The sequence below is a fragment of the Escherichia albertii NBRC 107761 = DSM 17582 genome (assembly GCF_000759775.1).
GTDB lineage: Bacteria > Pseudomonadota > Gammaproteobacteria > Enterobacterales > Enterobacteriaceae > Escherichia > Escherichia albertii.
In genome coordinates, this window is record NZ_BBMY01000129.1 from 1 (window position 1) to 14,390 (window position 14,390).

General features: G+C 50.5%; 16 protein-coding genes and 2 pseudogenes. 15 read left to right on the forward strand and 3 right to left on the reverse strand.

The window, feature by feature from the left end:
* Positions 1 to 70, forward strand: a pseudogene (locus EA14781_RS25320) (sulfurtransferase-like selenium metabolism protein YedF); the annotation flags it as partial.
* Positions 71 to 836: 766 nt separating this feature from the next.
* Here the strand turns inward: EA14781_RS25320 and EA14781_RS18615 are convergent.
* Together EA14781_RS18615 and fliE are read right to left on the reverse strand one after the other, a co-directional pair.
* The gene (locus EA14781_RS18615) at positions 837 to 1,115 is read right to left on the reverse strand and encodes a PerC family transcriptional regulator (RefSeq protein ID WP_024164817.1); all 279 of its coding nucleotides are present in this window, start codon (positions 1,113 to 1,115) and stop codon (positions 837 to 839) included.
* 1,702 nt (positions 1,116 to 2,817) lie between these two features.
* A complete protein-coding gene (fliE, locus tag EA14781_RS18620) occupies positions 2,818 to 3,132 on the reverse strand; it encodes a flagellar hook-basal body complex protein FliE (RefSeq protein WP_002462338.1) in 315 nt (104 codons plus the stop codon).
* A 213-nt stretch (positions 3,133 to 3,345) separates the two neighbouring features.
* Here fliE and fliF point away from each other — a divergent pair, with 213 nt between their 5' ends.
* The 13 genes and pseudogenes from fliF to fliR all read left to right on the forward strand — a co-directional run bounded on the left by fliF (position 3,346) and on the right by fliR (position 13,788).
* Positions 3,346 to 5,004 (forward strand): flagellar basal-body MS-ring/collar protein FliF, encoded by a 1,659-nt coding sequence (gene fliF, locus EA14781_RS18625; RefSeq protein ID WP_000994460.1) that lies wholly within the window; start codon positions 3,346 to 3,348, stop codon positions 5,002 to 5,004.
* Positions 4,997 to 5,992: a flagellar motor switch protein FliG gene (gene fliG / locus EA14781_RS18630; RefSeq protein WP_000067968.1), complete on the forward strand. Its 996-nt coding sequence runs from the start codon at positions 4,997 to 4,999 to the stop codon at positions 5,990 to 5,992. The genes fliF and fliG overlap by 8 nt, the downstream gene beginning before the upstream one ends.
* A complete protein-coding gene (gene fliH / locus EA14781_RS18635) occupies positions 5,985 to 6,671 on the forward strand; it encodes a flagellar assembly protein FliH (RefSeq protein ID WP_001282672.1) in 687 nt (228 codons plus the stop codon). The genes fliG and fliH overlap by 8 nt, the downstream gene beginning before the upstream one ends.
* Entirely contained in the window at positions 6,671 to 8,041 is a 1,371-nt protein-coding gene (gene fliI / locus EA14781_RS18640) for a flagellar protein export ATPase FliI (protein WP_000213264.1), read from the forward strand. Before fliH ends, fliI begins: the two co-directional genes overlap by 1 nt.
* A gap of 21 nt (positions 8,042 to 8,062) precedes the next feature.
* Entirely contained in the window at positions 8,063 to 8,506 is a 444-nt protein-coding gene (fliJ, locus tag EA14781_RS18645; RefSeq protein WP_000807572.1) for a flagellar export protein FliJ, read from the forward strand.
* Positions 8,503 to 9,617, forward strand: a pseudogene (locus EA14781_RS18650) (flagellar hook-length control protein FliK). The gene fliJ and the pseudogene EA14781_RS18650 overlap by 4 nt, the downstream one beginning before the upstream one ends.
* A 104-nt stretch (positions 9,618 to 9,721) precedes the next feature.
* Complete coding sequence (gene fliL / locus EA14781_RS18655; RefSeq protein ID WP_000133125.1) at positions 9,722 to 10,186, forward strand: flagellar basal body-associated protein FliL; 465 nt, start codon at positions 9,722 to 9,724, stop codon at positions 10,184 to 10,186.
* Between the two features lie 4 nt (positions 10,187 to 10,190).
* Positions 10,191 to 11,195, forward strand: a complete 1,005-nt coding sequence (gene fliM, locus EA14781_RS18660) for a flagellar motor switch protein FliM (protein ID WP_002462340.1) — start codon at positions 10,191 to 10,193, stop codon at positions 11,193 to 11,195.
* A complete protein-coding gene (gene fliN / locus EA14781_RS18665; RefSeq protein WP_001281688.1) occupies positions 11,192 to 11,605 on the forward strand; it encodes a flagellar motor switch protein FliN in 414 nt (137 codons plus the stop codon). The genes fliM and fliN overlap by 4 nt, the downstream gene beginning before the upstream one ends.
* 2 nt (positions 11,606 to 11,607) lie before the next feature.
* Entirely contained in the window at positions 11,608 to 11,973 is a 366-nt protein-coding gene (gene fliO, locus EA14781_RS18670; protein ID WP_002462341.1) for a flagellar biosynthetic protein FliO, read from the forward strand.
* Entirely contained in the window at positions 11,973 to 12,710 is a 738-nt protein-coding gene (gene fliP / locus EA14781_RS18675) for a flagellar type III secretion system pore protein FliP (RefSeq protein WP_001253461.1), read from the forward strand. Before fliO ends, fliP begins: the two co-directional genes overlap by 1 nt.
* 8 nt (positions 12,711 to 12,718) lie before the next feature.
* Entirely contained in the window at positions 12,719 to 12,988 is a 270-nt protein-coding gene (gene fliQ / locus EA14781_RS18680) for a flagellar biosynthesis protein FliQ (RefSeq protein WP_000187366.1), read from the forward strand.
* Between the two features lie 8 nt (positions 12,989 to 12,996).
* A complete protein-coding gene (gene fliR / locus EA14781_RS18685; protein WP_000942320.1) occupies positions 12,997 to 13,788 on the forward strand; it encodes a flagellar biosynthetic protein FliR in 792 nt (263 codons plus the stop codon).
* Between the two features lie 33 nt (positions 13,789 to 13,821).
* Here the strand turns inward: fliR and dsrB are convergent, their stop codons facing one another.
* On the reverse strand, positions 13,822 to 14,010 hold the full coding sequence (dsrB, locus tag EA14781_RS18690) for a protein DsrB (RefSeq protein ID WP_000867217.1): 189 nt from the start codon (positions 14,008 to 14,010) through the stop codon (positions 13,822 to 13,824).
* Between the two features lie 160 nt (positions 14,011 to 14,170).
* Between dsrB and EA14781_RS18695 the strand changes: the two genes are divergently transcribed.
* Positions 14,171 to 14,380: a DUF2525 domain-containing protein gene (locus EA14781_RS18695; RefSeq protein WP_085949842.1), complete on the forward strand. Its 210-nt coding sequence runs from the start codon at positions 14,171 to 14,173 to the stop codon at positions 14,378 to 14,380.
* Positions 14,381 to 14,390 lie beyond the last annotated feature (10 nt).

The following is a 14,390-nucleotide window of genomic DNA, read 5'->3' on the forward strand; positions in this document are numbered from 1 at the left end:
CCACCACGGTTATACCGTGCTGGATATCCAGCAAGACGGGCCAACCATTCGTTATTTGATTCAGAAGTAATTTTTAATTCCCGCTGTTATCAGCAGCGGGAATATCACAACAGTCTTGTTCCTTTACCTTTATCATTATTGCAACGATAGTGAATGTTCTGGTTGATAATTGTTGCCAGCGATTCATAGCCGAAAATAGTGTAAAAACAAACAAGCTGGTACGCAAATGAGCGATTTTTCGATGTTTCTGTCTCTCCCATCATTTATCATAAAGCCAATTAATAAATAATAAAGAAAATTTACATACCTGGTTTCAATAAACATATATCCAATTATTATTTCCAGGAAGCATATTCCCCAGAAGTAATACCTTCATACCCAAAATAAACGTCCTATCTTAATACCGTAAAGACTTATTTATAGGTAATTAATAAGTCCGTTGATGATATGAATATAAAAAGAATCAAAAAATGCCATGTGATGATAATCTGTGTACCCAGGTCTCAGTCAGAACAATGATAAGAGATAGACTCGTGAGAGAAGCAGAACCAACACTCAACCTTCATACTTATACCTCATTACCTTCCAGACAGGATAGCGATCTTATCTTTGCTTAGAGCACGCATATGAGTCACCCTAATGCTTACATAGATTTTGTTTAATAATTTAATTACACATAAGCAACAAGCTCTCCCGCAGACACATTTCCGCATAAAAATGTATCTGCGGTTTTATAAAGTTTAGTATCCGTCAGGAACTAGCGTTAAAATTAATAGAGAGAAATTACACTCTCAATTATTTTTAGCATTTTTGGGCAACAAAATTCCGAATGTGTCTTATCCCCCTTGCCCTTTATAACGTCGGAACACCCGTCGCTCTTCAAAACCCATCCCCAATTCAGAATGCAACTTGTTTACCGCTTGTTTTATTTCTGTCAGATTCACCGGCGAAACTGGAGTTCGGCGCGCCTTACGCAAACACTCTGCTCGTTTTTGCGCTGCTATTTTCCTTTTCTGGTCATCACTTAGCTGTACCATCACTTTTGCCCATCGTTCAGCTGCTCTTCGATACAATCCTTTCTTCTCCAGGCATTCTGCCTGGTGATCATGTATCATAAATGACCTCCAATTATCCACTGTCATCAATCGACAAATTCAACTTCCCTTAACAAGATGATAATGAAAAAAATGATACAAAACTGTGATATAGTTCAATTAATATAAATACGCTAATAAATAATAACTACCGCAGCAAAACTATTTTTTTAGTAAATTAATTTACTTTTATCGCCTCCCGATAATAAAAATGGCTATAGATTCTCCAGACATTTCTGTTTTGTACGCAGTTGAGTTTTTTTCGCTCTACCCCAGAATTTGAGATAGCGACCGGGTATGCTGACTACTTTATGTACTACAGCATTACAACATTGCGTCTGCTTCGTAACTTTCGCTGAACTTACGGAATTCTGCTGATATCCAGCTAAAGTCATTGATAAAGCTTCTTTACCCCCTCAAGCTTTTGCTCCGTTAAAGCCCATACCCCGCATAACGAAGCCGCTAAAGTTTATACAGCAGTAAATATGCTTCTTACAAAATGCTCATAATATATTGACAACATCGATAACTATCTGTCAAAAATGCGTGGCTACCTATAAGTATCATGTGAAGTACATCTACCCTTTTAGCCGGCCCCTCATCTATGATCTCCGGGGCTGGCTATTTTTTTATCCTTAATAAAGAGCATCTGTAGCTGAAAAAATTCCCCCGTAAATAATATATTGACAGGCATCATTGCTATCTGTGAAAAATTGGTCGCCACAAGCATATTAAGGCCTTTAGCCAGCGTCTTTCAGATCGGACGCTGGCTCTTTTTATTCATTATGATGCAGGCACCACTTCTGCACTATTCGCCTCAAACAAAATCCATTATTAATGGTCAGCCACTCATCACTGTACGCATCAAAGATTCCCGGTCTGACAACAGAGCGGTACAGACAACATCATGATGTTTAATCAGCATCGAATTTCTTTCATGAGTAAATGGCGTTAAAGGCCTGAACAGTGGCAGGAGAAAATCACAGGATAGCCATCTTCCTGCCGCCTGAATGGATAAAAAAAAGCTGCGCTATGCGCAGCTGAAAAATCCACAGGAATAAACGATAAGATAGAAGAACGTTAGTGATGTTTGCATGGCGCCTCCCATGAGTTCGGCAATGATCAAACTGAACTCGCTACGAGTCCCAAAAACTCGATCATTTAGTTCCTCCACAGGGAGATTCACCATGCGGGATTATTTTTAATAAACATCCCGCAAAAAAATCAAGCCTTACTCAACTAATTTCTTTTTTATCGTCAGGCGAAGCGACTCACAATTCCACCTGCGACACGATAGTCAGTGTGTAAAAAAAAAGCTGCGCCATGCGCAGCCTGAAACTACAGGAAAAATGATGATAAGGAATAGCATTTGTGATGTACGCATGGCGCCTCCCGGTGAGTTCTGTAATGATCAAACTGAATCCGCTACATGTCCTGAAAACTCGATCATTTAGTCACTCCGCACAGGGGGATTCACCATGCGGAGATATTTTTAATAAACATCCCACAAAAAAATCAAGCCTTACTCGGCGGATTTTCTTTTCATCGCCGATCAAAGTAAATCACAATCCCGAATACCAGCACATCATCCGCTTCACGCGTGTCGCGTTTCACATATTCAGTCATCCATTTTAAACTCAGAAATTGAGTGGTTTTGCCCCATCCATGCCCCGGCTGTGGGATAGGATGCCATTAAACAAGCATAGTCAACACGTTACACAACCTACACTTGCATAGACATCACTTCCTGATACGCCGCCACCAGCTTATTACGTACCTGAATCCCCATTTGCATAGAAACCGAGGCTTTTTGCATATCGGTCATCACATCATTTAGCGCCACACCTGGCTCACCGAGAGTAAATTTTTCAGTCTGCACGCGGGCTGCGTTTTGCGTATCGCTGATGCGATCGAGCGCAGCATGAAGCTGCCCGGCAAAACTGATAGTCGGTTGCGACAGTGACGCCTGTACACGGGCGCTCATCGCCGTCGCCTGTAACTGGCTGATAACGCTTTGAATACCCTGTATGGCTGCCATATTCATCTCCCGGATAATTTCTGTTAGCAAAGCCTACCAGCAAGTCAATAAGACAAAGGCGCTAATTAACGATAAAAAATCGGGTTTATTGGCGGATAGAAAAAAAAGAAAGTCCAAATAATGAGACCGTCAATTTTCGAGTTTGCTGACCCGGGAGTGAGTCTTGTTCCACTTTGCCAATAACGCCGTCCATCATTTACCGCGAGGTGCGCAATGAATGCGACTGCAGCCCAGACGAAATCTCTTGAGTGGCTTAATCGCCTGCGTGCGAACCCGAAAATTCCATTGATTGTAGCCGGTTCCGCAGCAGTGGCGGTCATGGTCGCGTTGGTTTTATGGGCAAAAGCCCCTGATTACCGCACGTTATTCAGCAATCTTTCCGATCAGGATGGCGGCGCGATCGTCAGCCAACTGACGCAGATGAATATTCCTTACCGTGTCAGTGAAACCAGCGGCGCCATTGAAGTTCCGGCAGATAAAGTTCATGAATTGCGCTTGCGTCTGGCACAGCAAGGTCTGCCGAAAGGCGGCGCGGTTGGTTTTGAGCTTCTCGATCAGGAAAAATTTGGCATCAGCCAGTTTAGCGAACAGGTGAATTACCAACGGGCGCTGGAAGGCGAACTTTCCCGTACCATCGAAACGATCGGTCCGGTAAAAGGGGCGCGCGTGCATCTGGCGCTGCCGAAACCTTCTTTATTTGTCCGCGAGCAAAAATCGCCTTCTGCATCGGTGACGGTAAATCTGTTACCAGGCCGCGCTCTCGATGAAGGGCAAATTAGCGCCATTGTGCATCTGGTTTCCAGCGCGGTTGCTGGATTGCCGACTGGCAATATCACACTGGTGGATCAGGGGGGGCATCTGTTAACCCAGTCAAACAGCAGTGAACGCGACCTCAATGATATCCAGTTAAAATATGCCAACGATGTTGAAAGCCGTATCCAGCAACGTATTGAGGCGATCCTCACGCCGATTGTCGGCAATGGCAATATTCACGCTCAGGTGACGGCACAACTGGATTTCGCCAGTAAAGAGCAAACGGAAGAGCAGTATCGCCCCAATGGCAATGAATCCCAGACTGCGCTCCGTTCCCGCCAGTTGAATGAGAGCGAACAAAGCGGTTCCGGTTATCCCGGCGGCGTGCCGGGGGCGTTGTCGAATCAACCCGCGCCTGCGAATAACGCGCCAATCAGTACGCCTCCGACAACTCAAAATAATCGCCAGCAACAGACCAGCACCACCAGCAATAGTGGGCCACGTAGCACACAGCGTAATGAAACCAGCAACTACGAAGTCGATCGCACTATTCGCCATACCAAAATGAACGTGGGCGATGTGCAGCGTCTGTCTGTTGCGGTGGTGGTGAATGACAAAACGCTACCCGATGGCAAACCGTTGCCATTAAGCACCGAACAGATGAAACAGATTGAAGATCTGACCCGCGAGGCGATGGGCTTTTCTGAAAAACGCGGTGACTCGCTCAATGTCGTCAATTCGCCGTTCAATAGCAGTAACGAAAGCAGTGGAGAACTGCCGTTCTGGCAACAACAGGCGTTTATCGATCAGTTACTGAGCGCCGGACGCTGGTTGCTTGTACTGCTGGTGGCGTGGCTACTGTGGCGAAAAGCGGTACGTCCGCAGTTAACACGTCGCGCCGAGGCGGTAAAAACCGTACAGCAACAGGCACAAGCCCGCCAGGAAGTGGAAGATGCGGTGGAAGTGCGCCTGAGCAAAGATGAACAACTTCAGCAGCGTCGCGCTAACCAGCGGATGAGCGCAGAGGTGATGAGCCAGCGTATCCGTGAAATGTCTGATAACGATCCGCGCGTGGTGGCGCTGGTCATTCGCCAGTGGATAAATAACGATCATGAGTAACCTGACAGGCACCGAAAAGAGCGTCATCCTGCTGATGACCATCGGCGAAGACCGGGCGGCAGAGGTGTTCAGGCACCTCTCCCCGCGCGAGATACAAACCCTGAGCGCAGCAATGGCTAACGTCGCGCAGATCTCCAACAAGCAACTCACCGAAGTTCTGGCGGAGTTTGAGCAAGAGGCTGAACAATTTGCCGCACTGAATATCAACGCCAACGATTATCTGCGCACGGTATTGGTGAAAGCGCTTGGCGAAGAGCGAGCCGCCAGCCTGCTGGAAGATATTCTCGAAACCCGCAATACCGCCAGCGGTATTGAAACGCTCAACTTTATGGAACCACAGAGCGCCGCAGATCTGATTCGTGATGAGCATCCGCAGATTATCGCTACCATCCTGGTGCATCTGAAACGCGCTCAGGCCGCTGATATTCTGGCATTGTTCGATGAGCGTCTGCGCCACGATGTGATGCTACGAATCGCCACCTTTGGCGGCGTGCAGCCTGCCGCACTGGCGGAGCTGACTGAAGTGCTCAATGGCCTGCTCGACGGACAAAACCTCAAACGCAGCAAAATGGGTGGCGTGAGAACGGCGGCTGAAATTATCAACCTGATGAAAACTCAGCAGGAAGAAGCGGTTATTACCGCGGTACGCGAATTCGACGGCGAACTGGCGCAAAAAATTATCGACGAAATGTTCCTGTTCGAAAATCTGGTGGATGTCGACGATCGCAGCATCCAGCGTCTGTTGCAGGAAGTAGATTCTGAACCACTGCTGATCGCCCTGAAAGGCGCCGGGCAGCCACTACGTGAGAAATTCCTGCGCAATATGTCGCAACGTGCCGCCGATATCCTGCGCGATGACCTCGCCAACCGTGGTCCGGTGCGTCTGTCGCAAGTCGAAAACGAGCAGAAAGCGATTCTGCTGATTGTGCGCCGCCTTGCCGAAACCGGCGAGATGGTGATTGGCAGCGGCGAGGATACTTATGTCTGATAATCTGCCGTGGAAAACCTGGATGCCGGACGATCTCGCGCCGCCACAAACAGAGTTTGTGCCGCTAATGGCGCCGGAAGAAACCGTCACTGAAGAGGTCGGCCCCAGTCTTGAGCAGCAACTGGCGCAACTGCAAATGCAGGCCCATGAGCAAGGCTATCAGGCGGGGATTGCTGAAGGTCGCCAGCAAGGTCACGAACAAGGCTATCAGGACGGTCTGGCCCAGGGGCTGGAACAGGGTCTGGCAGAGGCGAAATCTCAACAAGCACCGATTCATGCCCGGATGCAGCAACTGGTCAGTGAGTTTCAGACCACTCTCGATGCGCTTGATAGCGTGATTACCTCGCGCCTGATGCAAATGGCGCTGGAGGCGGCACGTCAGGTGATCGGTCAGACGCCAACGGTGGACAACCCGGCACTGTTCAAACAGATCCAACAGTTATTACAGCAAGAACCGTTATTCAGCGGAAAACCTCAACTGCGTGTGCACCCGGATGATCTGCAATGCGTCGAGGAGATACTTGGGGCAACCTTAGGTTTGCATGGCTGGCGCCTGCGTGGCGATCCGACACTCCATCCCGGCGGCTGTAAAGTTTCCGCCGATGAAGGCGATCTCGACGCCAGCGTTGCCACCCGCTGGCAAGAACTCTGCCGTCTGGCAGCACCAGGGGTGGTGTAATGACCACGCGCCTGACACGTTGGCTAACCTCGCTGGATAATTTTGAAGCAAAAATGGCGCAACTGCCTGCGGTGCGCCGCTACGGACGATTAATCCGCGCCACCGGGCTGGTGCTGGAAGCGACAGGATTACAACTGCCGCTCGGCGCAACCTGCGTCATTGAGCGCCAGAACGGCACTGAAACGCGCGAAGTAGAAAGCGAAGTAGTTGGTTTTAACGGTCAACGGCTGTTTTTGATGCCGCTGGAGGAAGTGGACGGCGTACTGCCCGGCGCGCGTGTTTACGCCAAAAATATTTCGGCTGAAGGACTGCAAAGCGGCAAACAGTTACCGCTCGGTCCGGCACTGTTAGGTCGCGTTCTGGACGGTAGCGGTAAACCGCTTGATGGTCTGCCCTCCCCCGATACGGCTGAAACCGGCGCGCTGATCACCCCACCGTTCAACCCGTTACAACGAACGCCGATTGAGCATGTGCTGGACACGGGCGTGCGCCCAATTAATACCCTGCTTACCGTCGGACGCGGGCAGCGTATGGGGCTGTTTGCCGGGTCCGGCGTTGGTAAAAGTGTGCTGCTGGGAATGATGGCGCGTTACACCCGTGCCGATGTCATTGTTGTGGGGTTGATTGGTGAACGTGGTCGCGAAGTAAAGGATTTTATTGAGAATATCCTCGGTGCCGAAGGGCGAGCACGCTCAGTAGTAATTGCCGCTCCGGCGGATGTTTCTCCACTCCTGCGAATGCAAGGCGCCGCCTATGCCACGCGCATTGCCGAAGATTTCCGCGATCGTGGCCAGCATGTATTGCTGATTATGGATTCCCTCACCCGCTATGCGATGGCCCAGCGTGAGATTGCGCTGGCGATTGGCGAACCACCTGCCACCAAAGGTTATCCACCATCGGTGTTCGCCAAATTACCGGCGCTGGTCGAGCGTGCCGGAAACGGCATCAGCGGCGGCGGTTCGATTACCGCGTTTTATACCGTGCTCACCGAAGGCGATGACCAGCAGGATCCGATTGCCGACTCTGCGCGGGCGATCCTCGACGGTCACATTGTGCTTTCCCGTCGTCTGGCGGAAGCCGGGCACTATCCGGCTATCGATATTGAAGCGTCGATCAGCCGGGCGATGACGGCGCTGATTAGTGAGCAACATTATGCGCGGGTTCGCACATTCAAGCAGTTGCTGTCGAGTTTTCAGCGTAACCGCGATCTGGTCAACGTCGGTGCTTATGCCAAAGGCAGTGATCCGATGCTCGATAAAGCCATTGTCTTATGGCCGCAGCTTGAGGGTTATTTGCAACAAGGTATTTTTGAACGCGCGGACTGGGAAGACTCTCTCCAGGGACTGGAGCATATTTTCCCGGCAGTGTGATAACGCAGGAGATAACAGCAAATGGCAGAGCATGGCGCACTGGCAACCCTGAAAGATCTGGCAGAAAAAGAGGTGGATGATGCCGCCCGTCTGCTGGGTGAAATGCGTCGTGGATGTCAGCAGGCGAAAGAACAACTCAAAATGTTGATCGATTATCAGAACGAATATCGCAACAACCTCAACAGCGACATGAGTGCCGGAATAACCAGTCATCGCTGGATCAACTATCAACAGTTCATTCAGACGCTGGAAAAAGCCATTACTCAGCATCGCCAGCAGCTTCATCAGTGGACGCAGAAAGTGGATATTGCTCTGAACGGTTGGCGAGAAAAGAAACAACGTTTGCAAGTCTGGCAGACACTGCAGAAACGGCAATCCACGGCGGCGCTGCTTGCAGAAAACCGCCTCGATCAGAAAAAGATGGATGAGTTCGCCCTGCGCGCCGCCATGAGGAAACCAGAATGATTCGCTTAGCGCCATTAATAACCGCTGACGTTGACGCCGCCATGCTGCCCGGCGGTAAAACCACCAACACAGCGCAGGATTTTCTCGCTTTGCTGGGCGAAGCATTATCAGGCGATACCGCGGCTGACAAAACTGCTCTCCAGCTTCCGGTTACGACAGATAACGCTCCGATAAAAGGCGAATCGCTGGTCAGCGATATACTCGCCGAAGACAAACAACCGGATTTACTGCCCCCTGTGAATGAAATACACCCCGTCATCAACAACGAACAATCTATAACACCATTAACCACCGCTCAGGCGGTTACGCCAACTGCGGCGCCAGACAAAGACACGGCAAAAAAACGGATGACCTTAATGAAGACGTCGCCGCAAGTCTGAACGCTCTTTTTGCGATGCTGCCGGGTTTTGACAATACGCCAAAGGTAACAGCAACACCGCCGAGGGCATTACCGGAGATGAAGCAAAGTCTCACCACGCAAATCCACTTCGCACAATCTGATGATGCCAACGACAGCGCTCTTTCCACGTCAGCGAAATCTTTAACATCGCTGGTTGCAAAAGCCCGAACAAACGCGGAGGTTATCAGTACGCCTTCGCCTGCTGTCACTATCGTCAGTCCGCTAATTTCATCGCATCAGACACAACCGCACCTTACCGCTTCTGCCCCCGTTTTAAGCGCACCGCTGGGCTCTCACGAATGGCAACAGACATTAAGCCAGCATATTTCGCTGTTTACCCGCCAGGGACAACAACGTGCTGAGTTGCGTTTGCATCCGCAAGCGTTGGGCGAGGTGCAAATATCCCTAAAAGTGGATGATAACCAGGCGCAAATTCAGATGGTTTCACCGCATCAGCACGTACGCGCCGCACTGGAAGCGGCCCTGCCAGTACTGCGCACGCAACTGGCAGAAAGCGGCATTCAGTTGGGGCAAAGCGATATCAGCGGCGAGAGTTTTAGCAACCAGCAACAGGCGACCTCCCAACAACAGCAAAGTCCACGCACAGCAAGCCATGAGCGCCAGGCTGGCGAAGATGGCGATGTGCTGTCGATTCCTGCTTCTTTACAGGGGCGTGTATCAGGAAACAGCGGCGTTGATATTTTCGCCTAACGCCAGAGGTAGCACCTTAATCCGCGTCTTTTCCACGCTTTGTTACGCTCAGGACGCAGGATAATCAGCCGATAAGCCGTAGCGACACAGGAAGGGCGCAACACATGACTGATTACGCAATAAGTAAGAAGAGCAAGCGTTCGCTTTGGCTCCCGATTCTGGTATTTATTACTCTCGCGGCCTGCGCCAGCGCAGGTTACAGCTACTGGCATTCGCATCAGGCTGTCGCTGACGACAAGGCACAGCAACGTGCCGCCCCCTCACCGGTCTTCTATGCACTGGACACCTTCACAGTGAACCTCGGCGATGCGGATCGCGTTTTGTACATCGGTATTACCCTGCGTCTGAAGGATGAAGCCACTCGTTCACGCCTGAGTGAATATTTACCGGAAGTTCGTAGTCGCTTGTTGTTGCTGTTTTCACGTCAGGATGCCGCCGTACTGGCAACTGAACCAGGCAAACAGCAACTGATTGCCACCATTAAAACCACGCTTTCCACCCCGCTTGTTGCCGGGCAACCAAAACAGGATGTCACCGACGTGCTGTATACCGCTTTTATTCTGCGATAACGACATGGGTGATAGCATTCTTTCTCAAGCAGAAATTGACGCACTGCTGAATAACGACAATGAGGTCAAAGACGAACCAACTGTCGCTTTTTCCACCGAAAGTGATATTCGTCCGTACGATCCCAATACGCAACAGCGGGTTGTACGCGAGCGTTTGCAAGCGCTGGAGATTATCAATGAGCGTTTTGCCCGCCATTTCCGCATGGGGTTGTTTAACCTGTTACGTCGTAGCCCGGATATTACTGTTGGGGCGATCCGTATTCAGCCATATCATGAGTTTGCCCGTAACCTGCCGGTGCCGACCAACCTGAACCTTATCCACCTGAAGCCGCTGCGCGGCACAGGCCTGGTGGTGTTCTCGCCGAGTCTGGTATTTATCGCCGTAGATAACTTGTTTGGCGGTGACGGTCGCTTCCCGACCAAAGTAGAAGGCCGCGAGTTTACCGATACCGAACAACGCGTCATCAACCGTATGTTGAAGCTGGCGCTCGAAGGCTACAGCGATGCGTGGAAGGCGATTAATCCACTGAATGTGGAGTACGTACGTTCGGAAATGCAGGTGAAATTTACCAATATCACCACCTCTCCGAACGATATCGTGGTTAACACGCCTTTCCATGTCGAAATTGGCAATCTGACCGGTGAATTTAATATTTGCCTGCCATTCAGCATGATCGAACCATTACGGGAATTGTTGGTGAATCCGCCGCAGGAAAACTCACGTAATGAAGATCAAAACTGGCGCGATAACCTGGTGCGTCAGGTGCAGCATTCACAACTGGAGCTGGTCGCCAACTTTGCCGATATCTCACTGCGTCTGTCACAGATTTTAAAACTGAAACCCAGCGACGTCCTGCCGATAGAAAAACCCGACCGCATCATCGCCCACGTCGATGGCGTTCCGGTGCTGACCAGCCAGTACGGCACCCTCAACGGCCAATATGCGTTACGGATAGAACATTTGATTAACCCAATCTTGAATTCTCTGAACGAGGAACAGCCCAAATGAGTGACTTGAATAATCCGGCCGATGACAACAACGGCGCAATGGACGATCTGTGGGCTGAGGCGTTGAGTGAACAAAAATCAACAAACAATAAAAGCGCGGCTGAGGCGATGTTCCAGCAGTTTGGTGGCGGCGACGTCAGCGGGACGTTGCAGGATATCGACCTGATTATGGATATTCCGGTTAAGCTGACCGTCGAACTGGGTCGCACACGGATGACCATCAAAGAGTTGTTGCGCCTGACGCAAGGTTCAGTAGTGGCACTGGAGGGTCTGGCTGGCGAACCGCTGGATATTCTGATCAACGGTTATTTAATCGCTCAGGGCGAAGTGGTGGTCGTTGCCGATAAATATGGCGTGCGAATTACCGATATTATTACGCCTTCCGAGCGGATGCGCCGCCTGAGCCGTTAGTGATGAATAACCACGCTACTGTGCAACCTTCTGCCCCGGTTTCCGCCACGCCGCTCCTACAGGTAAGCGGCGCGCTTATTGCCATTATTGTCCTGATTCTGACCGCCGCCTGGCTGGTAAAACGGCTGGGCTTCACCCCCAAACACGCCAGCGTCAACGGGCTGAAAGTCAGCGCCAGCGTCTCACTGGGCGCACGCGAACGAGTGGTCGTGGTTAATGTGGAGGATGCACGTCTGGTGCTCGGCGTTACCGCAGGGCAAATCAATCTGTTGCACAAACTTCCCCCAGCAACGCCGACAGAAGAGGTATCGCAGGCCGATTTTCAGTCGGTAGTGAAAAATTTACTCAAACGTAGCGGGAGCGCCTGATGCGTCGTCTGTTGTGGGTCACTCCTGTCCTTTTCTGGCTGGTCACTCCCCTCACCTTTGCACAACTACCTGGCATCACCAGTCAACCGCTGCCTGGTGGCGGACAAAGCTGGTCGCTCCCGGTACAGACTCTGGTGTTCATCACCTCGCTGACTTTCATTCCGGCGATTTTACTGATGATGACCAGCTTCACCCGCATCATCATCGTTTTTGGCTTATTACGTAATGCGCTGGGAACGCTCTCCGCACCGCCTAACCAGGTATTGCTGGGACTGGCGCTGTTTTTGACCTTTTTTATTATGTCGCCAGTTATCGACAAAATTTATGTCGATGCCTACCAACCGTTCAGCGAAGAGAAAATCTCGATGCAGGAAGCGCTGGAAAAAGGGGCGCAACCATTGCGTGAATTTATGTTGCGCCAGACCCGCGAAGCTGATTTGGCCTTGTTTGCCCGACTGGCGAACTCCGGGCCATTGCAGGGACCAGAAGCCGTGCCGATGCGTATTTTGCTACCCGCCTATGTCACCAGCGAGCTGAAAACCGCGTTCCAGATTGGTTTCACGATTTTTATTCCTTTCCTGATTATCGACCTGGTAATCGCCAGTGTGTTGATGGCGCTGGGGATGATGATGGTGCCGCCCGCCACCATCGCGCTGCCGTTTAAACTGATGCTGTTTGTGCTGGTGGATGGCTGGCAATTGCTGGTCGGTTCACTGGCGCAAAGCTTCTACAGTTAGGGGGAAAAATGACGCCGGAATCGGTCATGATGATGGGAACAGAAGCGATGAACGTCGCGCTGGCGCTGGCTGCGCCATTGCTGCTGGTAGCGCTGGTGACCGGTCTTATCATCAGTATTTTGCAGGCTGCCACGCAGATTAACGAAATGACGTTGTCGTTTATTCCGAAAATCATCGCCGTCTTTATCGCCATTATTATTGCCGGACCGTGGATGCTCAACCTGTTGCTGGATTACGTTCGCACCTTGTTCACTAACCTGCCGTATATCATTGGGTAATCGATGCAATGTTGCAGGTCACAAGCGAGCAATGGCTTTCCTGGCTAAATCTGTATTTCTGGCCGTTATTGCGCGTGCTGGCGCTCATTTCCACCGCGCCCATTTTGAGCGAACGCAGCGTGCCGAAACGGGTAAAACTGGGCCTCGCAATGATGATCACCTTCGCTATTACTCCGGCAATACCCGCCAACGATGTTCCCATTTTTTCGTTCTATGCTTTGTGGTTAGCAGTACAGCAAATCCTGATTGGCATAGCACTTGGCTTTACCATGCAATTTGCCTTTGCCGCTGTGCGAACCGCCGGCGAAATTATCGGTCTGCAAATGGGACTGTCATTTGCGACGTTTGTCGATCCGGGCAGCCATCTCAATATGCCCGTTTTAGCGCGTATTATGGATATGCTGGCGCTACTGTTGTTCCTGACATTTAATGGCCATTTATGGCTGATTTCGCTGCTGGTCGATACTTTTCACACATTACCCATTGGCGGTGAACCGCTGAACAGTAATGCATTTCTGGCTATCACCAAAACGGGAGGCCTGATCTTCCTTAACGGTTTTATGCTGGCGTTACCGCTCATTACCCTCCTGTTAACGCTGAATCTGGCATTAGGTTTACTGAATCGTATGGCCCCGCAATTATCCATTTTCGTTATTGGTTTTCCATTAACCCTGACCGTCGGCATTTCATTAATGGCAGCATTAATGCCGTTAATCGCGCCTTTTTGCGAACATTTATTCAGCGAAATATTTAACCTTCTGCGTGATATTATTAGTGAATTACCTGTCAGGGAATTTTGACTGGCGGCACTCCACCAGCCAGGCTGACTGAAACTACTCGGCTTTCTCCACAAAGATACCGTCCTGATGCCCTGCTTCATTAAAGAACCAGATGCCGAGCGGGTAGTCTTCCAGCGAAACCAGGTACATTGTGCCTTCACTAAATTCCTCAACTGCCAGTACCACGCCAGGACGACGTGGACCGCCATCCGTTTTGACTGTTACCCGATCATTCACCTTCATCGTTTTCCTCCTGTGGCTTTGGAGCCAGTGTAGAACAATTTCGTTTTTCTGGCAGCGCCGGGCACACCCGAGTGCTGATTTTCTCGACGGTCTATACTTAAGAAATGCCTGGCCGACATAACGGCTGGCGACAACACATGAGTAACGATTGCGAGGAAAGATGATGAAAACCGCAAAACGTGAGGTCAACGTCGATGTCGATGCCCTGCTGGCGGCAATCAATGAAATTAGCGAAAGCGAAGTTCATCGCAGTCAGCGCGATTCGGAACACGTCAGCGTTGATGGTCGTGAATACCATACATGGCGTGAATTAGCCGATGCCTTTGAACTGGATGTTCATGACTTTAGCGTCTCTGAAGTAAATCGCTAAACGCGGTATA